The sequence below is a fragment of the Bacillus cereus group sp. RP37 genome, from assembly GCF_040459695.1.
Classification (GTDB): Bacteria; Bacillota; Bacilli; order Bacillales; family Bacillaceae_G; genus Bacillus_A.
In genome coordinates this window covers 3,512,708-3,534,462 of sequence record NZ_JARVHP010000001.1, presented here as the reverse complement: position 1 = coordinate 3,534,462, position 21,755 = coordinate 3,512,708, and the positions used below count along the sequence as shown (strand labels likewise).

The window sequence follows — 21,755 nt, the reverse complement described above, 5'->3', positions numbered from 1 at the left end:
GTTTTTTGTATAAAGAGGGGCAAACCCTCTTTATACGTATTTCTTTCATACTTAAAGCTTTAAAGGGAGGGATTTCGTGACACATTTGCTGGAAACGAAAAATCTTAGCGTATCTTTTGGCGAGCATCATGTTATTAAAGATGTGAATTTAACAGTACAAAAAGGAAAGCTCATTTCCATTATTGGACCAAATGGTGCAGGAAAGACAACGTTATTTAATTTACTAAGTGGACAAATTTCTCCAACAAAGGGTGAAGTATATTTTAAAGGGCAAGAGATTACAAAATTATCAATTTCAGATCGAACTCGATTAGGAATTGGTCGTTCTTTTCAACTTACAAATATATTTCCAGAGTTAACGGTACTTGAAAATGTTCGTTTAAGTGTTCAATCATTTGTTCAAGATTACTATAGTTTTTTTCCGAGTACGGCAAAATTTAAGCAACAAGTTGGAGAAGCGAGACGTTTTTTAAAAACAGTATTACTTCATGAGAAAGAACATGTATTAGCAAAAGATTTAGCACATGGGGAAAAACGAAAGTTAGAGCTTGCGATGTTACTAGCTTTAAAAACGGATGTATTACTACTAGATGAGCCGACGGCAGGTATATCAGTTGAGGAGGTACCGGCTATTTTACAAGTGATTGAAAATATTAAGAAACATCCAGAGAGTACAATTGTACTGATTGAACACAAGATGGATATGGTACTAGGTTTATCAGACCACCTTATCGTTTTATTCCATGGAGAGTTATTGGCTGAAGGTTTGCCCGAAGAAATGATGAAAGATGAGCGTGTACAAAGTGCTTATTTAGGGGGATTATATAGTGGCACTATTACAAGTGAATAATATAGAGACGTATTTAGATCAGTTTCATATTTTACAAGGGGTTTCTCTTGCTGTTGAGAAAGGAACGATTACTGTACTGTTTGGAAGAAATGGGGCAGGGAAGACTACGACATTACGTTCGGTTATGGGGTTTCACCATATCGCACACGGTGAAATTTATTATGATAGTACACAAGTGAATGGATTGTCTACACATTTAATTTCAAGGAAAGGAATAGGGTATGTACCAGAAAATCAAGGCATTTTTCACGACCTGACGGTAGAAGAAACATTCGCTCTTGCCAGAGGAAAGGGAGAAGAAGCGGAAGAAAAAATAGACTGGATGCTGGAACTATTTCCAGATTTAAAGCAATTTTGGCACAAAAAAAGCGGACTCTTAAGCGGAGGGCAAAAGCAAATGCTAGCAATTTCAAGAGCATTTATTAATAGTGATGGTTTATTACTTATTGATGAGCCGAGTAAAGGCTTGTCCCCTATTATGATAGAAAAATTAATGATAGCCATTTTGAAAATGAAGGAGAAAACAACAGTTTTACTCGTTGAACAAAATTTTATGATGGCTAGTCAAATTGGGGATTACTTTTATATTATGGATAACGGAAGAATTGTTCATAACGGTTTTATGCATGAATTAAAAGAGGATAAGGAAATGTGTCACAAATATTTAGGAATCTCTTAACATGAATCCGGGGTGAGAAGGATGGATGTGTTAATCAATTTATTTGTAAATGGGATTTCAACAGGGATGCTTATTTTTTTATTAGCATCAGGTCTTTCACTTATTTTCGGTCTAATGAGCGTTCTAAACTTCGCACATGGTGGTTTATTTGCGTGGGGAGCGTTTACAGGTGTTTGGCTATTTAATATGACAGGTAGTTATGTATTAGCATTAATTGGAGCAATAGCTATGGGCATGTTCCTTGGGTTCATTTTAGAAAGATTTCTAATTAGACCGGTATATGGAAATCATGTTCGCCAGCTTCTAGTTACGCTTGGGGGAATGCTTGTACTTAGTGAATGTATTAAAGTATTTTGGGGACCAAATCCAATTGGAGCAAAATTACCGTTATGGTTACAAGGAAGTTTTACATTTGACGGCGTTATATTGATTAAATATCGTCTATTCGTTATTTTAATTGGGATCATCATTTACATTGCCTTACTATTATTGCTCAAAAAAACAAAGATAGGTCTTATGATACGCGCAGGTGTAATAGATAAAGAGATGGTTCAAGCGCTCGGTATTAACATAAAAGCGATATTTTCTTTCGTCTTTTTATTAGGAGCAGGGATGGCAGCGTTGGGAGGCTTCTTATTAGCACCGTATTCAGGCGTTATTTTCGCCGAGATGGGTATGCAGTATGCGATTTTAGCTTTCATAGTAGTAATCATTGGAGGGCTAGGAAGCGTACAAGGTTCAGCAATCGCTTCTTTAATTGTCGGATTAGCTGGTGCTTTTACAGCGTATTTTATACCGGATTTATCACTTGCAATCAATATGTTAATGTTACTATTTTTCTTAATAGTGAAGCCAACTGGTCTTGTTGGTGAAAAGGGGTGAAATGGTGAACAGCACATCAAATCGAATTAAAGTATACTTCGGAGTATTTATGCTCATTTGTTTAAGTGTATTTCCATTCGTAAATGATTCACGGAGCTTGTTAATTTTGTTCACTCAAATCTTCATCTTTGCTATTTTTGCAATGAGTTTTGATGTATTGCTTGGATATACAGGAATTGTATCGTTCGGTCACTGTATGTTCTTTGGAATAGGAGCATATGGCGTAGCGCTTTTATTTGATCGGCAAGGAGTATCCATAACGAATTTTTTTATAGGGATAGTAGCTGCAATTATCATTTCAGCCATTGTTAGTTATATAATCGGTTTGCTTTCTTTACGGCTGAAAAGTCATTTTTATGCAATGTTAACACTTGCTATTTCACAGTTATTTTTCGTACTTGCTGAAAAGTGGCGCGGGCTTACTCATGGAGGGGATGGTTTTACATTTGGTGTACCAGACTTATTCCGTGATCGTTTTAACTTTTATTATGTAACCCTTATATGTTTAATTGTCATTTTTATTCTGTTACGTCTTTTTACCAAATCTTCTATTGGAAAAGTATTAAAGGCAATTTCACAAAATGAACAACGTGTTGAAGCACTAGGATATAAAGTGCTTCATTATAAAATTATTGCTAGCATTGTTGCAGGAGTAGTAGCTGCGATTAGCGGTGGTTTATTTGTTATCACATTGCGTTTTGTTAATACGACAGTATTTTCAATTGAAATGACATTAAATGCATTGTTGATGACGATGATTGGCGGAGTTGGAACGTTAATTGGAGCGATTGCTGGAGCTGGAATTATTGAATCACTGAAATATTATTTATCAGAACTAGCCACAGAGTTTCCGATTTTTGAACGATGGACGATTATTCTCGGTTTATTGTACATTATCGTATTGCTAGTTTTCCCGAAAGGATTAGTTGGCACGGTTAAGGGACTGAAGAATATGAAACGGAATAAGAAGGAGAAAAGTGCAGAAGTGGAGCAAAATGTGTGAAAAATCAATTGTATAGAATATGAAAATCCCTCTTTTAAATTCGTAAAGGAGGGATTTTTATTGGCGTATGTAATTAGTTAGTTTGATAGCTCTTCTATTAATCAAATAGTTCATCAGGGATTTGTTTTAAAGAGTTATGATTTGTAAAAAAATGAACAGCTAATTTCTCAATTGGAATATCTTCAATTGGTTCCAATTTATCATTTCTAATCGGTAAAAAGGCTATCCCGTTGCCATCGTTTATAAAATCTTCAATGAGTGAATAAGAATCTAATTGTTGAAGTTGATGCTGAGATAGATTATTTTCTTTTAGAAATTGTATCGTCCTATTTCTAAAAGGGCACTTTTTGTCATTGCTAACGAAGAAGAGTTCCTTTGAAAAGTCAATGGTACACTTTTCTTTCGCTTTTAATAAGCCTATAGAAATTGAAGTGGAAAATACTTTTTTAAACGCTGTGTCCGGGTAATCCTCATAAGTAATGACCATATCAACTTTTTGTTGCTGCAGTAATTTTTGCAAATGACTACTATTTTCTACATATATTTGATAATTCCTGAAATTTTCTTCAATGCGCTTACTTAAATAATTAGTCAAAATAGATTGTGACGTCGCGATTATATAAGAAGAACCACTCATTTTAATTTGATCTTTCGCTTCTTCTACTAGAGTTAATATTTGATTCGTGTAGTCTAATAAAATGTCACCAGAAGGTAGTAAGGAAACGCCTTTGTTAGCTCTATGTAGTAAAGGTGTTTCTAACTCTTGTTCTAATTTTTTGATTCGCTCAGTTACGTTTGGTTGAACATACCCTAACTCTTTCGCAGCTTTACTAATAGAACCTTCGCTAGCTACAGTTTTGAATATAATAAGATCATTTATTTCCATTTATCACAGCCCCTTATACGATATCATTATAAATGATACCAAACATAATTTATACCTATTTTACGTTAGTCAATCATCGCCTTATCATTGTGTATATAAGATGGAAAGTGAGTGATAAACATGATTGGAATGCAATATAAGGTCATTTTGCCAAAAGATTATGATATGGAGATTATTAGGAAAAGGGTAGAGGATAATGGGTATAAAACGGATGGTTTTCAAGAATTGAATTTCAAAGCATATTTAATGACTGAGGCAGGTAAGCATGGGAATTTCTATAACTGTTATGCACCTTTATATATTTGGAATGGTCATGAAGGGATGAATAAATTTATTTTTGAAGGGTATTACGATAATATTTTACAATCGTTTGGGTGGCAACAAATAAATATAGGTGTTCCATTAGTTGTTAATCTAAGTGATGATTTTAAAAAATGCAGATATGTTGTCGAATATACGGGGAGTATCCCTCAAAAGAATTCATTGATTGGGACTCAATTTAACATTTTGAATAAGAATGCCCAGAATACAGAAAATTGTAAAGGGAATGTAATAGTGTATAACCCAGATAAGTGGGGATATAGTCAGTTTGAATTTTATGAAGTAAAGCCTGAAATTGAAGAGATGGAGGATATTACAATATATGAGGTTTTACACATTTCACAGTAGATGCGGAATTGAAATATAAATAAATTATTTATAAAAAATCCATGTTGATTCATGTAATAATGTTCAAAATGGATTTTTCTTAATTATCTTATGTATATTCAAAACAAATTACTGCTTTTCTTAATTCTTTATTAAAGAATAAGTAAATACGATCGGCACCATAAGCTTGAAAATAATATCCTGTAACAAATCCAACATATGTAAATGGATGTCCATATTCATCTTTTGGTACATTTAGAAGATTCGTAAAGTCAAAAATTTCGTCTTCGTTATCGCAGTCTTCTAATAATTCTTTACCTTCTTCTGTCATAAAACGAACATCATTTAGGATACCATTTACCACGGGATAATTTAATCCCCAGCCATTTGTTTGTTTTTCGGCAAACTCTTCTTCTAATACTTCTACAGATGTAAATTCTTTTCCAAAGCTAGAATAAGGATAAATTTTTTGATTACGTTGAAAATATTCTTTACGGATTTGATAATTTCTTTCATTACTCTCGTAGGCTTGTTCTATTATGTCAGAATTATTTTGTTCGATTTTGAAATAATTCCAATCCGCTTCAAATTTATATTTTCCATTAATGACATCGAACCCTAATGTATCTGCTTTCGTAAAATTTGTGTGAAATGGTTTGGTAAAATCACCAACGCAACCATCATGGATTTCTTTTGCTGACACAATATGTAACCATTCTTCTGATTCCGGTTCAACACATTGTAAATTAATAGAGCAAATGGGTAAAAAGTGTTTTTTATGCTGTTCCAAATCATCATAAAATATGTCCTCATATTCAGGAAATGGTTTTATAAATCGTTTAGAAATTTGCATGTTATCCCCACCTTTTTATGATTGTTTTATTTAATTGTATCATTATATTTAGTTTTTTGTTCGCAAATTAAAAACACTCATACTTATGAGGGGGAAAGAGTACGTTAATAAGGTGTATATTTCATTTTGGAGATAATAAAATGTAACTATTTAATGATGTGAATTCCCGAACAAATTGTGTCAGAAAGCAAAAAAATGCATAATAAGGATTAGGTATTTGAGCTTAAATCTTTTTACATAGAAAGGTAGACCAGATATTACACAAGTGATGCATTTGGGTATAACATATTGTTTTAAGTTAGGTGTATGAAAAATATAATTATCTCTTGCATTACTATCACTTGAGTGGTAAATTGATAGTAAGATTCACGATAGGAAGTGATCAAACATGCGTGATAATACGATAGGGTCATTAATATGGTTACGTTTAATACGATTCACGAACCAAAGTAATCAGATGTCAAATGAGTTTTTAAAACGTTTTGATTTAACGACAGCTCAATTTGATGTTCTTTTGCAAATACGTACGTATCAGCCATTAACACAAATGGAGTTAGCTGAAAAGGTAACTGTTACACAAGGCGGTATTTCTCGAATGTTAACTCGTCTTGAAAAAGAAGGATATATTGTACGAAAACAGGATTGGAAAACGAAAACAATTAGTCTTACAGAGCAAGGGGAAGCAGCTTTAGAGAGAGCATTGCCAGAGCAACTTGCATTTCAATCTTCGTTTTTTGATGATGTATTAAATGAAGAAGAGCAAAAAATATTATACGAGCTGATGACGAAAGTTCATAAGCATAGTGAAAAAAAAGAATTACCACAAGAGTAATTTTTTTTACGAAATCAATTGACTAATCAAGTGATGTTGTAAGGAATAGAGAGATACATTTGAATTACCGACGTTTTTAGAAGAGAAACTAATACCACTTCATTAAAGGAGAGAGTAATGATGGAAAAATACCGTATGGATACAAGTAAAGGAATGGAGTTTGGATTATATTCGATTGGGGATCATGTTTTAAATCCGCATAATGGAGAGAAAATTAGTGCAGAACAAAGAATTCATGAATTAATTGAAACAGCTAAGTTAGCGGATGAAGCTGGACTGGATGTATTTGCTGTCGGTGAAAGTCATCAAACGCATTTTACGACGCAAGCTCATACAGTTATTTTAGGAGCTATTGCACAAGCTACGAAAAATATAAAAATTGCAAGTTCAGCAACGATAGTAAGTACATCTGATCCGGTACGAGTATATGAGGACTTTGCTACAATTGATTTGATTTCTAATGGACGTGCAGAAATTGTGGCTGGCCGTGGATCGCGTATTGGAGGATATAGTTTACTTGGTTATGACGTGAATGATTATGAAGAGTTATTTGAAGAGAAGATGGATCTTTTATTAAAAATTAATAATGAGGAACATGTAACATGGAATGGACAGTTCAGAGCACCACTTGCACATGCATCGGTTATTCCAAGAGCTAAAAATAATAACTTACCAATTTGGCGTGCAGTTGGTGGCCCACCAGCTAGTGCGATTAAAGCAGGACGTGCAGGTGTACCAATGATGATAACAACACTAGGTGGTCCAGCTATTAACTTTAAAGGATCAGTAGATGCTTACCGTGAGGCTGCTGAGAAAAGTGGGTTTGATCCAGCAAGTTTGCCAGTTGCAACAACGAGTTTATTTTATACAGCAAAAAATTCACAAGATGCACTTAGTGAATACTATCCTCACATTAATGCTGGTATGCTTACACTACGCGGTGGTGGGTATCCGAAACACCAATTTACAAATGCAATAGATTACCGTGACGCGTTAATGGTTGGTAGTCCGCAACAAATTATTGAAAAAATGCTTTACCAATATGAATTGTTTGGGCAACAACGCTTTATGGCACAAATTGATTTTGGTGGTGTACCATTTGATAAAATTGAGAAAAACATCGAATTAATTGCTACTGAAATTTTGCCGGCTATTAGAAAACATACAGCAAAATAATTTAAAAAATACCGAGAGTCTAATCGATTCTCGGTATTTTTTATATATTAATTTAGTTTGAAAAAATGACAAAAAAATGAATTTTTAGTATAGAGAGAGAGCGGGTGTTTTCTATTTTTGAATAACATTATTTTGTGTTTGAATTTTAAAAATACATTTTTCTCTTGACAAAAAACTAACTAATTTCCTTGTTGGTTCAGAGGACATTTTTTTGCGTAAAAGTCAAGTGTATGAAGAGAAAAACGATTATTTTATTGATATGAAAGTAAGTCTTATATTAAAAAAATACATTTTATTAATGAGAAAAATCTAATTCAAAAAAATGACAAAAGACATATTTCAGACAAAATGATGTCAATAATACGTCAAAAATCAGCTGAATTTACTATGCAGGTATATTATACAATTCGATTAACGGATAAAACACTACTGAAATAGTGAAAAGGTAAATTTTATGAGAAAGTTCTTTTGTAATTATCTTAAAAACTGAAAATTTATATTTTCTAAAAGTACATAAACAAATTTATCTTTCTAAGATTTGAGTTGTTTTATTCATACAACTCAATCGAAAATACGATATAAAAAATTATGAAGGAAGTGATTGTAGTATGGAAACGCTCGAATTGGCACGAATACAATTCGCATCAACAACGATTTTCCATTACTTTTTTGTTCCGCTGTCTATTGGTTTAGCTTTTATCATTGCGTTAATGCAAACGTTATATGTGGTAAAGGGACAAGAAATTTATAAGAAGATGACGAAGTTTTGGACGCAAATATTCCTTGTAAACTTTGCGGTAGGTGTAGTAACTGGTATTCTACAAGAATTCCAGTTTGGTATGAACTGGTCAACCTATTCACGTTTCGTAGGTGATGTGTTTGGTCCATCACTTGCGATTGAAGGTTTATTAGCATTTTTCATTGAGTCTACATTCTTAGGTTTATGGGTATTCGGTGAGGATAAATTACCGAAGCGAATTCACCTTTTATGTATTTGGCTCCTTTCAATTGGAACAATGTTATCAGCATTTTGGATTTTAACTGCAAGTGCATTTATGCAATCGCCAGTAGGATATGAAATGGCAGCAGATGGACGTGCACAAATGAATGATTTCTTAGCAATTATCCAAAACCCACAATTATGGGTACAATTCCCGCATACAATTACAGCGGCAATTGCAACTGGTGCCTTCTTTATTGCAGGTGTGAGTGCATGGAAAATAACGAAAGCTCAAGAAACTGAAGTGTTTAAAAAATCGTTCCGCATTTCTATCATTGTTGGAACACTTACGACAGCGCTTGTATTATTCTTCGGTCATGCGCAAGCACAACAATTAATTAAAACACATCCAATGAAAATGGCAGCAGCTGAAGCGTTATGGAATACGAGTGAAGATCCAGCGCCATTTACAGTATTTGCGAAAATTGATGCAGAGAAGAAAGAAAATTCGTTTGAAATTCAAATCCCTTATATGCTAAGTCTATTATCATATGATAAATTTAGCGGTCAAGTAGAAGGGATGAATCAAATTCAAAAGCAATATGAAGAAAAATATGGGCCTGGAGATTATATTCCACCAGTACACACAATGTTCTGGAGTTTTAGAGCGATGGTAATGAGTGGAACATTTATGCTGCTTCTAGGAGCGTATGGATGGTTCTTATCAAGAAAAGATCGATTAGCTGAAAAAACTTGGTATTTAAAATTAATGGTGTATGCAATTTCACTACCGTTTATCGGTAATACAGTAGGATGGATTATGACTGAAATGGGACGTCAGCCTTGGGTAGTTTTCGGTGTTATGAAAACGGAAGATGCTGTATCTCCAAATGTTACGTTCGGAGAAGTGTTATTCTCTTTAGTTTCATTTACATCACTATATTTAATTATAGGTGGAATTACTATTTACTTATTCGTTCGTATCATTAAAGGACATGAGAATAAGAAAACGAAACAGGATTCTCAAAGCCATGATCCATTTGATAAGGAGGAAGAGTATGTTATCTCTTAATGTGTTGTGGTTTATCATTATTACAGTTTTATTCGTAGGCTTCTTTGTACTTGAAGGTTTCGATTTCGGTGTAGGTATAGTTTCAAGATTTTTAGGGGAAAACGATTTAGAGAAAAGAATATACTTAAATACAATTGGTCCATTTTGGCACGCGAATGAAGTATGGCTTGTTTGTGCTGGTGGAGCTATGTTCGCGGCATTCCCGCACTGGTATGCAACTTTATTTAGCGGGTTTTACATACCGTTTGTATTTATGCTTCTTGCTTTAATTATAAGGGGTGTTTCCTTTAAATTCCGTGCGAAAATAGATAATCATAAATGGAAAGGTTTTTGGGATTGGGGTATGTTTTTAGGAAGTTTACTACCGCCTATCCTTTGGGGAGTTGCCATCGCTAACTTTATGGTAGGTATTCCAATTGATGAGACAAAAAATGCTGTAGGTGGATTCTTACAATTACTTCATCCATTTGCATTACTTGGAGGAGTTATGTTCCTTCTGCTATGTATTGTTCACGGATTGCAATTCCTTACTATACGTACAACAGGTAAGTTAAGAGAACGTGCACGTATTGCTGCGTTGAAAATTGCACCACTCGCAATTATAGTACTTCTTATTTTTGCCGGTGTAGGGTTATGGAAAACAGATATTTTCACTGGTCATGGTACAGAGTGGATTATGCTTCCGATTGGAGCTTTTGTAGCATTATGTGCGTCAACATTATTAAATAAAAGAAGAAGAGATGGTTGGGCTTTCGTTATGACGAGCTTAACAATCATTTTACTAAGTGCGAGTGTGTTTGCCGGCATGTTCCCACGTGTCTTAATTAGCTCGTTAGGGTCAATATACGATTTAACAATTTATAATGCAGCATCAGGAGATTATGCACTAAAACTGATGACGTATTTTTCAATTGCTATATTGCCATTTGTTTTGGGAAGTCAAATATGGAGTTTCTATGTGTTTAGACAACCTGTTAAGTCAGATAAAGATTTGGAGTACTAATGAAAAGAAAAAGAGGACTTCCGTCGTATCCTGGTAGCCGAGTTTTATATGTAGTGTTAACAATCATTAGCATTTTAGAAGCTTTTAGTATTATTGCACAAACAGTGTTTTTAGCACGGGCTATTACGTTCTTATTTCAGGGAGAAACAGTACAATCTGTGTTAAATGAAACTGTTTATTTTGGAATCACGTTTGCAGTACGTCACATGTTGGTTCGAATATCGCAAATATTAGTGGAACGTTTTGCTGAAAAAACAGGATCGCTACTGAGAAAACAATTAATAGAGGCGTATTTCACGTTAGGTCCACGGTATGTTCAAACTGCTGGAACAGGTCATCTGGTTACCTTATCGATAGAAGGTATTGAGAAATTTAAAACATATATTGAATTAACAATTCCTAAAATGATTAGAAGTAGTATCATACCGGGACTAATTGTACTATATGTTTTTACGTTAGATATTGAGTCTGGAATCATTTTAGTTGTAACGATTCCTATCGTAATTATATTTATGATCCTACTAGGATTAGCAGCACAGAAAATGGCGGATAGCCAATATGAAACATATCGTGTACTTTCTAATCATTTTGTAGATACGTTAAAAGGATTAGAAACATTAAAGTATTTAGGTAAAAGTAAACAGCACGAAGGAAAGATTGAAAAGGTAAGTAAAAGATATAGAAAAGCAACGATGCGTACTTTGCGAGTTGCTTTTCTTTCTTCTTTTGCATTAGATTTCTTTACGAGTTTATCAATCGCATTTGTGGCGGTCGGATTAGGGATACGTTTAATAGACGGGACAATTGTACTATTGCCAGCCCTTACGATTTTAATTTTAGCTCCGGAATATTTCTTGCCGATTAAACAAGTTGGAGCAAATTACCATGCTACGTTAGATGGACAACTTGCAATGGAGCAAATAGAAAAGATTTTACAGCAACAAAAAGAAATAGGAAAGAAAGAATCTAATGTAGATATCATATGGAATTCATCTAGTAACTTGAAATTACAAGATGTAAAAGTAAAGAATGATGAATCTGAAAAAGAGATATTAGAGAGAATTGATTTTACTTGGAAAGGTAACGGTGCTATTGGTGTTATTGGTGAGAGTGGAGCGGGGAAATCAACACTAATCGACGTATTAGCAGGATTTTTAACTCCTTCTGGTGGAAAGTTGATTGTAAATGGTGTTGAAATTGACGGGTCTACTCGTGAAGATTGGCAAAAGAATATTGCTTATATTCCGCAGCAACCTTATATTTTCCCGCTTTCATTAAAAGATAACATTTGTTTCTATGAAACAAATACAACTGATGAAGAAGTGGAAAGAGTTATTAATGAAGTTGGTCTTCGTTCACTTGTTGCATCGCTTCCGAATGGAATGTACGAAAGAATTGGAGAAGGTGGACGTATGCTTAGTGGTGGACAAGAACAACGTGTCGCTATGGCACGCGCACTTCTAAGTAAAAAGCCAATTATTTTATTAGACGAGCCTACGGCACATCTTGATATTGAAACTGAATTTGAAATAAAACAAGCGATGTTACGTCTGTTTGAAGGTAAGTTAGTATTTCTTGCAACACATCGTCTTCACTGGATGAAACAGATGGATCATATTCTTATTTTAAATAAAGGGGAAATGATAGAAAGCGGAACGTATGAAGAACTTTTAAAGAATGAGGCATTACATTTTCACAGGAAAGAGAGGGGATAGAGATGAGTAACTGGATTAAACCTTATATACAGCAAAATAAAGGTAGAATGACTTTAACTATTTCCCTTGGTCTTCTTGGAGTTAGTTCAGGTGCGATGTTACTTTTCATTTCAGGTTATTTAATCTCTAAATCTGCTCTTAGACCAGAAAATGTAATGGTTGTATATGTTCCTATCGTTGCAACACGTGCGTTTAGTATAGGACAAGCGGTATTTCATTATTTGGAGCGTTTAGTTGGACACGATGTCGTACTACGCATATTAGAAAAGATGAGAACGAAACTATACAGAATAGTAGAACCGCAGGCGTTATTTTTCCGTTCGCGATTTCAAACGGGCGATATGTTAGGTATATTATCCGAAGATATAGAGCATTTGCAAAACCTATATTTACGTACAATATTTCCTAGTCTATTAGCATTAGTTGTATATAGCATATTCGTACTTGTTATCGGTGCATTTGACGTAGTATTTGCACTAATTGCAGCATGTATGTTGGCTATTATCGTCTTTCTGCTTCCGTTTGTATCATTACTTTTAATGAAGCAACATCATGTTACTTTAAAACAAGGAAGAAGCCGTTTATATCAACAATTGACAGACGCTGTTTTTGGATTATCAGATTGGCAAGCAAGTGGTAGAAAAGATGAATTCATCGATAAGTATGTAGAGCAAAATGCTCAGTTGTTAAAAACGGAAAAAAGAATGAAGCGCTGGAATCATATTAGGGACAGTATCATTCAATTAGTAGTGGGGATTGTAGTTATTTCAATGATCATATGGACTGGAAATGAGGCGGCAAGTGAACAGATTGCACCTACCGTTATTGCGGCTTTCGTCTTAATGACGTTATCAGTCACAAACGCGCTTATTCCTCTTTCAGATGCTATCGATCGAATTCCATCATATGTAGAATCTGCTCATCGTCTAAATAGAGTAGAAGCTAATGATGTTTTACAGGATGAAAAGGAATTACATGGAGATAAAGATTATGTTGCATCAAAACATATAGACATTGAATTAAATCATGTATCGTATCGTTACCCAGATAGTAATGAATTTGTATTGAAAGAAGTATCACTGCAAATAAAGGCAGGAAAGAAAATCGCCATTTTAGGAAGAAGTGGAACAGGAAAATCTACTTTGTTAAAATTGTTAGCAGGTGCGTTAAGCCCGTTACATGGTGAAGTTTTATTGAATAGTGAACAGGCTCATACGAATCTTTTATCAAAATATATTTCTGTATTGAATCAAAAGCCGCATTTATTTGATACGACAATTGGAAATAATGTGCGAATCGGTAAACCAGAGGCTACGGATGAAGAGATATGGACAGCTTTAGAGAAAGCACAATTAGCTTCGCATATAGCTTCTCTTCCAGATGGATTGCAAACAAAAATGTATGAAATGGGAAAAAGGTTTTCTGGTGGAGAAAGACAACGGGTTGCTTTTGCTAGAACGCTAATGCAAGAGGCTCCAATTATTGTACTTGATGAACCTACGATCGGCTTAGATCCAAAGACAGAACTATCTTTAATAGAAACAATGTTTTCTGCAACAGAAGAAAAGACTGTTATTTGGATTACACACCACCTTGTAGGAATTGAACATGTAGATGAAGTTATATTCCTTGATCGTGGTCAAATTGTGATGCAAGGTAGTCATGAACAACTTCTGAAAGAAAACGAGAAGTATCGTAAGCTGTATGAGTTAGATAAAGGAATATAGTTTGAATAAGTAATAGTTGTAAAATAGCTACGCCTAATGGTGCAGCTATTTTTTTGTTAAGAAATATATATTCTTTTTAAGGTATAGATTTATCCCGCTATTTGCAGGGAGTAAGACTCCTATCTTAAGATCCGGCTGATGTGAGGAAGTTAGGTGGGAGATTAACTGGACGTAAAAAAACGATTGGTGAGGGGGCTAATTAGAAAGGATGGAGAAGCCCCCTCTAATTAAAGTTTCGTTTTATTTGCCTGACATTATTTTACGATAGAAATCAAATGAATAAAAAGCAGCTAATCAAATGCTTATGTTATTGAATATGTATATTTAGGAGTGAAAAGTAGGATATTTTGTTATGGGCTTGCATAAAAGTATAAAGGTTTCATACGGTTTAAGTAATGTGATATTATGTCGCGTATATAACTAATATGCGAAAAGGTGGAGGGAAAAGATGGGGAATCGTTTTGAAAAAAGTGAAGAGGCGATAGAGCGAATTCCATTGGTAAGTGTATTAATTCCTACTTATAATCGTCCTGGCTACTTTGAAAAAGCATTGTGTAGTGTATTACAACAAACATATTCTAATATAGAAATTATTGTTGGAGATGATAGCACGAATGACGAAACGGAAAATGTGTTACAAAAATACTTATGTGATCATTCAAATATTATTTATATAAAAAACAGGTCAACTCTCGGACAATTTGAAAATGCGCTAATGTTATTTAATGAAGCGAACGGTGAGTATATAAATTTTTTAATGGATGATGATATATTTCATATGAATAAAATTGAAAAAATGATGAAGTATTTTTTCAATGATTTAGATAATGAAATCAAGCTTGTAACATCTCATCGTCAAGTAATTGATGATAAAGGGAAAGAACTACGACATATTTATTCAACTGTCTGTTTATTTGAAGAGGATACGATTATAGAGGGAACAGAATTAGGAAATAGGGTAATTGTGGATCAAAAAAATTATATTGGAGAACCGACAACAGTTTTATTTCGTAAAAATGATTTACAAGAACCGTATGGGATTTTTGATAAGAGAAGGTATCTATGTAATGTAGATATAGCCTCATGGTTATCTTTATTAAGTAAAGGAAAAGCAGTATATATAGCGGAGACACTTAGTTACTTCCGATTACATTCAGGTCAACAGTTGAATGAATCTAATAAACTTATGGATGGAGTAGAGGATTTTTCACATAGTATTATAGTTGGAGAAAAGTATGGTTTTTTATCTACTGAAAAAGAGTTATATAAAGCGATAACTAATTTTCTAGATTATGCAAGAAAATTTGTTCCACCATCAACATTATATACATTAGACTATTACCGAAAAATTAAGCGAAAGGAAATAAATATAGAAAAGAAAAAACAGTATCGGAATAACAACTCTCATTTACCGAAAGTCAGTATACTAATTCCTGCCTATAATAAACCACATTACTTGGAATTAGCTCTTAAAAGTGCTTTGAATCAAACATATGAAAATATCGAAATAATAATTTCTGACGATAGTACAAACGGTGAAGTTCAATCGATGATCCAACCATATTTAAGTGAATATGAATGTATTACATATGTTAAAAATAAACCTCGATTAGAAGCAGAGAACTTTAATAAGTGTATAGAACTTGCAAATGGAGATTATATAAACTTTTTATTAGATGATGACTTATTTCATCCTGAAAAGATTAAAAGAATGATGTACTGTTTTTTTAGTCTAGAAAACATTTCGTTTGTGACGTCATATCGTGAATTAATTGATGAGAATGGAAAAGTATTATCACCATCAACATTGAATGTGAAAATCGCCAAAGAAACTACACTTTTTGAAGGGAAAGAATTAGGGGATTATATGTTAAAAAACTTAAAAAATGTAGTTGGTGAGCCTACAACAGTTCTGTTTAATCGAAAATTTTTGGGAGGGGATTTTGGGTGTTTTAAGGGGAAGGGTTACTCTGCTATTAATGACATTGCAACATGGCTAGATATGATGAGGAAAGGGAAAGTAGTTTATATAGAGGAACCTCTTAGTTATTTTAGACAACATAGTGGGGAAAATCAAAAACAAATGCAATTTACATTAAAGACAATTGAAGAATGGATTGAATTAATAATAGATGCATATAATAGTGGGTTTTTAAATTGTGAGCAAGATTATAAAGAGTGTTTAACTCATTGTTTGGAAAATGCCGTTTTAATAATTAAGGATGTGGTAAAAAATAGTCAATTAAATCAAATTGATAATGAAAAGATAGAGAAGGAACTAAATAAGTTAGTTAATCGTATATTTGAGAAAGACGTCTGCTATTGTCAATTTTGCAATCAACAATTTGAAAAATTTTCTCCTTGGCCAGAACATTACGCTTTTCCAAAATACAAATTCGAGATGTGGAATAAAGATACGGGGATTTGTCCGGTATGTGATTCGATGGACCGTGAAAGGTTATATCGTATATATATTGAAATGGAAACGGATTTATTAAGTGGAAATGATACTATGCTTCATATTGCACCAGAAGCGAAGTTAAGAAGTTGGTTTGCTCAGTATAAAAATATTATATATGTGTGTGGAGATATTGAACCAAAGGATCCATTAATGCAGGAAATTGATGTTACTAGAATTCCATATGAAAATGATACATTTGATGTGATTTTATGTGGTCATGTATTACAGTACGTTCAAGATGATGAAAAAGCGATGAGAGAGTTATATAGAGTTTTAAAAACAAATGGATGGGGAATTATTCAAGCTCCAATCGTAATGAATGTAGATATTATTATAGAGAATGAATTAATTTTAACGCCAAAATTGAGAAAATTAGCTTTTGGTCATGAAGAACATGTAAGGATTTATAATCAATCGGGATTTATACAACGATTAATGAATGTAGGATTTAAGGTTGAATTGTATAACATAGCTGAAAAACAAGGAATGAGAAGTGCGAGGAAATTTGGTTTATCTGAAACTGATGTACTCTATATTGTCCGGAAATGAAGAATTGAGGGGAATTGAAATAATTCGCATAATACGGATTATGGACAGTTAAATCAAAGTTTTGAAGAAGCATTAAACTTTAAAAACAGAATTAATGCTTCTTAATTTTAATTATAGAGCGATGTGCATCTTATTTTTAGGTTTTAAATTTAGCTGACAAAGGCAATACTGAGCCATAGTGAATGTAAAGTTGGAGGGCGAGTGTATATGTTTGAAGAGGATGGAATTGTTTTAATTATGGAGCCTGCTGATGAAAGAAACTTGAGGAGATTTATTTTTTCAGTGCCAAAGTCAGTGTATGAAAAGAAGGGGCTTACATTACACTATGGAGCAGCTATAGGACAAGGATATATGGAAATAATTGAAGATATTATTAGCGTACACATAGAAGTAGATGTTGTAACGATTATAGGACATGTAAGAGTCTAGATAGTCATTTGAAAAAGGGTATAGGCAATTTGGCTAGAAGTTATGATAGAGAAAATTGTAGACAATTATAAAGACGAAGGGAGTCTAAAATGAAAATCAAATCAATTTTATTAGTTTGTATAGTTTCAATTGGTTTAATGGGATGTTCACTAGTAGAGCAAGGAAAGAACTCCATAGATTATGCTCAAAAAGCTACAGACTATGTAAATGAAATAAGTGCATTTGCAAATGATGCACCAGCATTAGCTGAAAAGGCTGTTAATGATAGTGAGGCTCGAAAAGAGTTAGAAACGAAGCTTAGTGAAATTAAACAAGATATACCCGCTTTCAATGAATTAACACCACCTGATGTAGCAAAGGATCTTCATCAGCAAATCGTCGGATATAACGAAAAGTTAAATACATTAATTGATACGGCAATGACGAAGATAGAAGAAGGAAAAGTGGATGTAGAGCAATTTAAAAACTCTGAGCTTATGCAGACGATAGATCAAGTTCGTGATTTGAAAGAGAAGGTTCAAAATTTAGGGCAATAATAAAAAGCTCCGGTTGTAATAACGGAGCTTTTTTATGTTTTCTTCCTATAATATAAGCTTTTTTTATCCGCCAATTTGCCAGGCAGCCCAATTGGTGAGGGCTGATTAAAGTTTCAATTTATATCTTCCATTTTTCTAAAATATGTATTGTTTTATTAGTTGCATTCATGTTCACTTGAACACCTATAGGCATAGTAATCATTGGATGGGTATGACAACAATCAAAGTCAGCTAGTAAAGGGATTCTTTGGTTTTGCAGTACTTCTAATAATATTTCGTAAGGTTTGCGATTTGTACCACAATCATCAAATTGCTCATGTTTTCCAAGAATAATACCTGAAACTTTATCAAATACACCGTTAACCTTAAGTGATGAAAAGCTTCTTTCAATAGTAGCTGCATCTTTTGAGCTATCCTCAATAAATAGAATATCGCCTTCTTGAATACATGGCATATAAGGGCTGCCCAAAATTCCTTGTATTGTATTTAAGTTGCCGCCAATAACACGTCCAGTAGCTTGTCCGTTTGTTACAGAAATCCAATTATTTTGTCTAAGTTCTTTTTCTTTTGTTTTCTCTTCCCAATTAATAAATTCATCTGACCAAAATAAAGGTTGTTCTATGTTGTAAGGAAGCACTTGATCATGCAGTAATGTTTCTGCAAAATATTTGTATGTATAATCTACAAAAGGCTCAAATTCTCCAAAGGAGGGAACGAGCGCCGGACCGTAAAAGGTAGGAATTCCTGTTTTTGCATAGATCCCTAGTAATAAAGCTGTGGCGTCTGAATAGCCAATCATTATTTTAGGGTTATTTTGAAAAGTGTCATAATCAATATAAGGTAATAAGGAATTAGAATTCATACCGCCAATAGTTGACATGATACAAGAAACATCAGGGTTTCTTATCAAGTCATTTAGTTCCTCTGCACGTTCTTGTATGCTTCCAGAACGATAATAATCATATCGACCTGTTAGTGAACCTTCTAATATATGAAATCCTTTTTGAAGTAAGTAAGATTTTGCACGTTCGAATCTTTTGGGAGAAGTGTAGGTTACTGGTGAAGAAGGTGAGTAGATCCCAATTGTGTCTCCGTATTTTAATGATTTTGGAAGTATCATTTGCATGAATCCCTTCTATTTAAAAAATTTTATTTATGAGGATTTATCGGTGAATATTCTTATATTTCAGTGTTTTCATTGTAACATAAATGCATTGAAATAATAATTGCTATAGATGAATAAATATGCTTTTTACCTTGACGATATAAAGGGAAAGTTGTTATGGTTGAATGTGAGTGTATAAAAGGTTTGCTAAAGGAGTTTTGAAATGAAGCGGTTAAAATGGGGAAGGATAACGATCCTATTAGTTTTTATTTTAGGGGTATGTTGGTTCTTATTCCAAGGAACTCAAAAGAGTACAGCAAGTGCAGAGGGACCACCTTTACAAGTGGCAGAATTACCTGAAACAGGATTAACTGAAAAAGTAGTGCCACCAAAGTACATCCCACCCGAAATTGATGCAAAAGCAGCTATGATTATCGATGCGAGTAATGGAGATATTATTTATCAACATAATGAAAATGAAGCTTTTGCGCCAGCTAGTATGTCCAAGATGATGACAGCGTACCTTTTATTAGAAAATGTACATAATGGGAAAATTCGTTGGGAAGATCCAGTGAAAATGAGTGCGAAAGCGGCACAAACAGAAGGTGCGAGAATCCCAGTTCAAGTGAATGACACATTGACTGTTAAAGATCTGTTCCATGCATTAATGATTGAATCAGCAAATAATTCGGCTGTGGCGCTAGCGGAACATATGGCAAAAACGGAGAAAGATTTCGTTCAAATTATGAATGCAAAAGCGAAGCAGTTAAAAATGTCGGATTATGCTAAATTCGCAAATGCATCAGGACTACAGGAACCTGATGGAAGTGAGACGAAGATGACAGCTGCTGATGTAGCAAACTTGGCGTATCATCTTATAAAAGATTATCCAGAAATATTAGAAGTGACTCACTTACGTCAAAGTCAGTTAGCATTTAATAATATTAATGTTATAAGTACAAATGATATGTTAAATAAAAATAACAAAGCTTTATATATAGAAGGAATAGACGGATTAAAAACAGGATTTACAGATAGCGCAGGGTATTGTTTTACGGGTACAGCAAAACAAGGTGATACTCGTATTATTACAGTTGTAATGGGAACGAAAGGTAAAACGAAGCGTTTTACAGAGACGAATAAGCTAATGTCTTATGCATTTGGCTTAGTTAATTAAGTGAAATACTGAGTTAGATCATCATATCAGAAAGGCAGTTTGTTGTTACCTATTATCGGTAACAATAAATTGCCTTTTTATTTTTAGCATTAGGAAATAAAAAGGTAAAAAATGTGAGTGTTATTATTTGAGTTTATTATTGTTTGTTGATAGTATAAAGTTAGAAGCTTATTAATGATAAGTTTTAAGAGGCGAAACATGATGTATACATATGAAAAAGCCTCAAATGAAAATTGGAGGGAATTATGATGGCAAAAGATTTTTACTCAGCAATTGAAGACAGAAGATCTATTTATGCAATTAGTAAAGAGCAAGTAGTTTCTGATGAAAGAATTCAAGAAGTGATCTATCATGCTGTAAAACATACACCTTCAGCTTTTAACTCTCAGAGCGCTCGCGTTGTCGTCTTGTTAGGAGAACAGCATGATAAGTTATGGGATATTACGAAAGAAGCGTTACGAAAAATTGTACCTGAAAATAACTTTGCATCTACTGAAGAAAAAATGAATGCATTTAAAAGTGGTTATGGAACAGTTTTATACTTTGAAGACAGTCAAGTAGTGGAAAAACTACAAGAAAACTTTGCATTATACAAAGAGAATTTCCCAACGTGGTCACAGCAATCCTCAGGAATGTTACAATTTGCAATTTGGACAGCTTTAGAAATCGAAGGATTTGGTGCTACATTGCAGCATTACAATCCGTTAATTGATGAAGAAGTAAGAAAAGAATGGGGAGTTCCAGAAAATTGGAAACTTACTGCACAAATGCCGTTTGGTAAACCGGCGGTACCTGCAGGCGAAAAAGAATACCAACCTTTAGAAAATCGTGTGAAAATTTATAAATAATGTAGGAATGATAAAAGGTGAACAGGGATACAACCTGTTCACCTTTTATAAGTAATAAGGATTTTTTTGATAGGAATTTTTCATCTGATTTTTTAATTCGATTTTACGTGTTTCAATAGTTGATATTTTTTGTAAGGTAATAATTGAAACGAATTGAAAAAAAGCATAGTACAGCTCTATATTTTTACTTATAGGATCATCTATTATGTTTTTCATACATATACCTCCTTTTTTATCCCACTATTTAGGGGCAATAAGACTTCCATCTCAAAATTCAATGTACCGACCTGAAAAAGTTCGATTGGTTTCAGTGTAGAGTAAATAAAATTTGTATGGATTAAAATACTACTATTATATATGATAATGTAAATGTCCTGAAAATTC

Annotated in this window: 20 protein-coding genes; 16 read left to right on the top strand and 4 right to left on the bottom strand. The window is 33.6% G+C overall.

From position 1 onward, the window contains the following. Window positions 1-76 precede the first annotated feature (76 nt). The 4 genes from QCI44_RS18700 to QCI44_RS18685 are packed head-to-tail and all read left to right on the top strand — an operon-like array spanning window position 77 to window position 3,414. Window positions 77-850, top strand: coding sequence for an ABC transporter ATP-binding protein (locus QCI44_RS18700; protein ID WP_016088324.1), 774 nt, complete (start codon window positions 77-79; stop codon window positions 848-850). Continuing rightward, window positions 828-1,529: a branched-chain amino acid ABC transporter ATP-binding protein gene (locus QCI44_RS18695; RefSeq protein ID WP_016088323.1), complete on the top strand. Its 702-nt coding sequence runs from the start codon at window positions 828-830 to the stop codon at window positions 1,527-1,529. The genes QCI44_RS18700 and QCI44_RS18695 overlap by 23 nt, the downstream gene beginning before the upstream one ends. A gap of 21 nt (window positions 1,530-1,550) precedes the next feature. After that, window positions 1,551-2,411: a branched-chain amino acid ABC transporter permease gene (locus QCI44_RS18690; RefSeq protein ID WP_033659665.1), complete on the top strand. Its 861-nt coding sequence runs from the start codon at window positions 1,551-1,553 to the stop codon at window positions 2,409-2,411. Window positions 2,412-2,460: 49 nt separating this feature from the next. After that, the gene (locus QCI44_RS18685) at window positions 2,461-3,414 is read left to right on the top strand and encodes a branched-chain amino acid ABC transporter permease (protein ID WP_016134179.1); all 954 of its coding nucleotides are present in this window, start codon (window positions 2,461-2,463) and stop codon (window positions 3,412-3,414) included. 97 nt (window positions 3,415-3,511) lie between these two features. Here QCI44_RS18685 and QCI44_RS18680 read toward each other — a convergent pair whose 3' ends face one another. Further along, window positions 3,512-4,300 carry a LysR family transcriptional regulator gene (locus tag QCI44_RS18680; protein WP_353811397.1) on the bottom strand — a complete coding sequence of 263 codons (789 nt, stop codon included), beginning with the start codon at window positions 4,298-4,300 and terminating at the stop codon, window positions 3,512-3,514. Window positions 4,301-4,420: 120 nt separating this feature from the next. Here QCI44_RS18680 and QCI44_RS18675 point away from each other — a divergent pair, with 120 nt between their 5' ends. Beyond that, entirely contained in the window at window positions 4,421-4,969 is a 549-nt protein-coding gene (locus tag QCI44_RS18675; RefSeq protein ID WP_064449347.1) for a DUF4865 family protein, read from the top strand. An 88-nt stretch (window positions 4,970-5,057) separates the two neighbouring features. Here QCI44_RS18675 and QCI44_RS18670 read toward each other — a convergent pair whose 3' ends face one another. Continuing rightward, on the bottom strand, window positions 5,058-5,801 hold the full coding sequence (locus QCI44_RS18670) for a hypothetical protein (protein ID WP_016088318.1): 744 nt from the start codon (window positions 5,799-5,801) through the stop codon (window positions 5,058-5,060). Between the two features lie 388 nt (window positions 5,802-6,189). Here QCI44_RS18670 and QCI44_RS18665 point away from each other — a divergent pair, with 388 nt between their 5' ends. The 9 genes from QCI44_RS18665 to QCI44_RS18625 all read left to right on the top strand — a co-directional run bounded on the left by QCI44_RS18665 (window position 6,190) and on the right by QCI44_RS18625 (window position 18,241). Beyond that, complete coding sequence (locus QCI44_RS18665) at window positions 6,190-6,633, top strand: MarR family winged helix-turn-helix transcriptional regulator (RefSeq protein ID WP_001205523.1); 444 nt, start codon at window positions 6,190-6,192, stop codon at window positions 6,631-6,633. Between the two features lie 120 nt (window positions 6,634-6,753). After that, window positions 6,754-7,809, top strand: coding sequence for an LLM class flavin-dependent oxidoreductase (locus QCI44_RS18660; RefSeq protein WP_016088317.1), 1,056 nt, complete (start codon window positions 6,754-6,756; stop codon window positions 7,807-7,809). A 608-nt stretch (window positions 7,810-8,417) separates the two neighbouring features. After that, on the top strand, window positions 8,418-9,821 hold the full coding sequence (cydA, locus tag QCI44_RS18655; protein ID WP_000448880.1) for a cytochrome ubiquinol oxidase subunit I: 1,404 nt from the start codon (window positions 8,418-8,420) through the stop codon (window positions 9,819-9,821). Next, window positions 9,808-10,824, top strand: a complete 1,017-nt coding sequence (gene cydB / locus QCI44_RS18650) for a cytochrome d ubiquinol oxidase subunit II (RefSeq protein WP_353811396.1) — start codon at window positions 9,808-9,810, stop codon at window positions 10,822-10,824. Before cydA ends, cydB begins: the two co-directional genes overlap by 14 nt. Continuing rightward, window positions 10,824-12,539, top strand: a complete 1,716-nt coding sequence (cydD, locus tag QCI44_RS18645; protein ID WP_353811395.1) for a thiol reductant ABC exporter subunit CydD — start codon at window positions 10,824-10,826, stop codon at window positions 12,537-12,539. Before cydB ends, cydD begins: the two co-directional genes overlap by 1 nt. A gap of 2 nt (window positions 12,540-12,541) precedes the next feature. Then, on the top strand, window positions 12,542-14,266 hold the full coding sequence (gene cydC / locus QCI44_RS18640; protein WP_353811394.1) for a thiol reductant ABC exporter subunit CydC: 1,725 nt from the start codon (window positions 12,542-12,544) through the stop codon (window positions 14,264-14,266). 448 nt (window positions 14,267-14,714) lie between these two features. Then, window positions 14,715-17,276: a glycosyltransferase gene (locus QCI44_RS18635; RefSeq protein ID WP_098561112.1), complete on the top strand. Its 2,562-nt coding sequence runs from the start codon at window positions 14,715-14,717 to the stop codon at window positions 17,274-17,276. Window positions 17,277-17,483: 207 nt separating this feature from the next. Beyond that, window positions 17,484-17,705 carry a hypothetical protein gene (locus tag QCI44_RS18630; RefSeq protein WP_098486461.1) on the top strand — a complete coding sequence of 74 codons (222 nt, stop codon included), beginning with the start codon at window positions 17,484-17,486 and terminating at the stop codon, window positions 17,703-17,705. A gap of 89 nt (window positions 17,706-17,794) precedes the next feature. Then, complete coding sequence (locus tag QCI44_RS18625) at window positions 17,795-18,241, top strand: DUF6376 family protein (protein WP_087982909.1); 447 nt, start codon at window positions 17,795-17,797, stop codon at window positions 18,239-18,241. A 118-nt stretch (window positions 18,242-18,359) separates the two neighbouring features. Here the strand turns inward: QCI44_RS18625 and QCI44_RS18620 are convergent, their stop codons facing one another. Continuing rightward, a complete protein-coding gene (locus tag QCI44_RS18620) occupies window positions 18,360-19,361 on the bottom strand; it encodes a S66 family peptidase (protein WP_098591667.1) in 1,002 nt (333 codons plus the stop codon). 208 nt (window positions 19,362-19,569) lie between these two features. On the opposite strand from QCI44_RS18620, the gene QCI44_RS18615 reads away from it, so the two are divergent. Both QCI44_RS18615 and QCI44_RS18610 read left to right on the top strand, forming a co-directional pair. Further along, window positions 19,570-20,523, top strand: a complete 954-nt coding sequence (locus QCI44_RS18615; RefSeq protein ID WP_098058004.1) for a D-alanyl-D-alanine carboxypeptidase family protein — start codon at window positions 19,570-19,572, stop codon at window positions 20,521-20,523. 245 nt (window positions 20,524-20,768) lie between these two features. After that, window positions 20,769-21,371 carry a nitroreductase family protein gene (locus tag QCI44_RS18610; RefSeq protein WP_098561111.1) on the top strand — a complete coding sequence of 201 codons (603 nt, stop codon included), beginning with the start codon at window positions 20,769-20,771 and terminating at the stop codon, window positions 21,369-21,371. Between the two features lie 45 nt (window positions 21,372-21,416). Here the strand turns inward: QCI44_RS18610 and QCI44_RS18605 are convergent, their stop codons facing one another. Then, window positions 21,417-21,587 (bottom strand): DNA mismatch repair protein MutT, encoded by a 171-nt coding sequence (locus QCI44_RS18605; protein ID WP_098561110.1) that lies wholly within the window; start codon window positions 21,585-21,587, stop codon window positions 21,417-21,419. Window positions 21,588-21,755: the final 168 nt, after the last annotated feature.

Excerpts from the sequence above, each read along its gene's own strand:
- cydC (WP_353811394.1), top strand. The coding sequence starts at position 12,542 with ATGAGTAACTGGATTAAACCTTATATACAGCAAAATAAAGGTAGAATG.
- QCI44_RS18665 (WP_001205523.1), top strand. The coding sequence starts at position 6,190 with ATGCGTGATAATACGATAGGGTCATTAATATGGTTACGTTTAATACGA.
- QCI44_RS18675 (WP_064449347.1), top strand. The coding sequence starts at position 4,421 with ATGATTGGAATGCAATATAAGGTCATTTTGCCAAAAGATTATGATATG.
- QCI44_RS18630 (WP_098486461.1), top strand. The coding sequence starts at position 17,484 with ATGTTTGAAGAGGATGGAATTGTTTTAATTATGGAGCCTGCTGATGAA.
- QCI44_RS18670 (WP_016088318.1), bottom strand. The coding sequence starts at position 5,801 with ATGCAAATTTCTAAACGATTTATAAAACCATTTCCTGAATATGAGGAC.
- QCI44_RS18625 (WP_087982909.1), top strand. The coding sequence starts at position 17,795 with ATGAAAATCAAATCAATTTTATTAGTTTGTATAGTTTCAATTGGTTTA.
- cydD (WP_353811395.1), top strand. The coding sequence starts at position 10,824 with ATGAAAAGAAAAAGAGGACTTCCGTCGTATCCTGGTAGCCGAGTTTTA.
- cydB (WP_353811396.1), top strand. The coding sequence starts at position 9,808 with ATGTTATCTCTTAATGTGTTGTGGTTTATCATTATTACAGTTTTATTC.
- QCI44_RS18605 (WP_098561110.1), bottom strand. The coding sequence starts at position 21,587 with ATGAAAAACATAATAGATGATCCTATAAGTAAAAATATAGAGCTGTAC.
- QCI44_RS18680 (WP_353811397.1), bottom strand. The coding sequence starts at position 4,300 with ATGGAAATAAATGATCTTATTATATTCAAAACTGTAGCTAGCGAAGGT.
- QCI44_RS18685 (WP_016134179.1), top strand. The coding sequence starts at position 2,461 with ATGCTCATTTGTTTAAGTGTATTTCCATTCGTAAATGATTCACGGAGC.
- QCI44_RS18660 (WP_016088317.1), top strand. The coding sequence starts at position 6,754 with ATGGAAAAATACCGTATGGATACAAGTAAAGGAATGGAGTTTGGATTA.
- QCI44_RS18620 (WP_098591667.1), bottom strand. The coding sequence starts at position 19,361 with ATGATACTTCCAAAATCATTAAAATACGGAGACACAATTGGGATCTAC.
- cydA (WP_000448880.1), top strand. The coding sequence starts at position 8,418 with ATGGAAACGCTCGAATTGGCACGAATACAATTCGCATCAACAACGATT.
- QCI44_RS18615 (WP_098058004.1), top strand. The coding sequence starts at position 19,570 with ATGAAGCGGTTAAAATGGGGAAGGATAACGATCCTATTAGTTTTTATT.
- QCI44_RS18690 (WP_033659665.1), top strand. The coding sequence starts at position 1,551 with ATGGATGTGTTAATCAATTTATTTGTAAATGGGATTTCAACAGGGATG.
- QCI44_RS18610 (WP_098561111.1), top strand. The coding sequence starts at position 20,769 with ATGATGGCAAAAGATTTTTACTCAGCAATTGAAGACAGAAGATCTATT.
- QCI44_RS18635 (WP_098561112.1), top strand. The coding sequence starts at position 14,715 with ATGGGGAATCGTTTTGAAAAAAGTGAAGAGGCGATAGAGCGAATTCCA.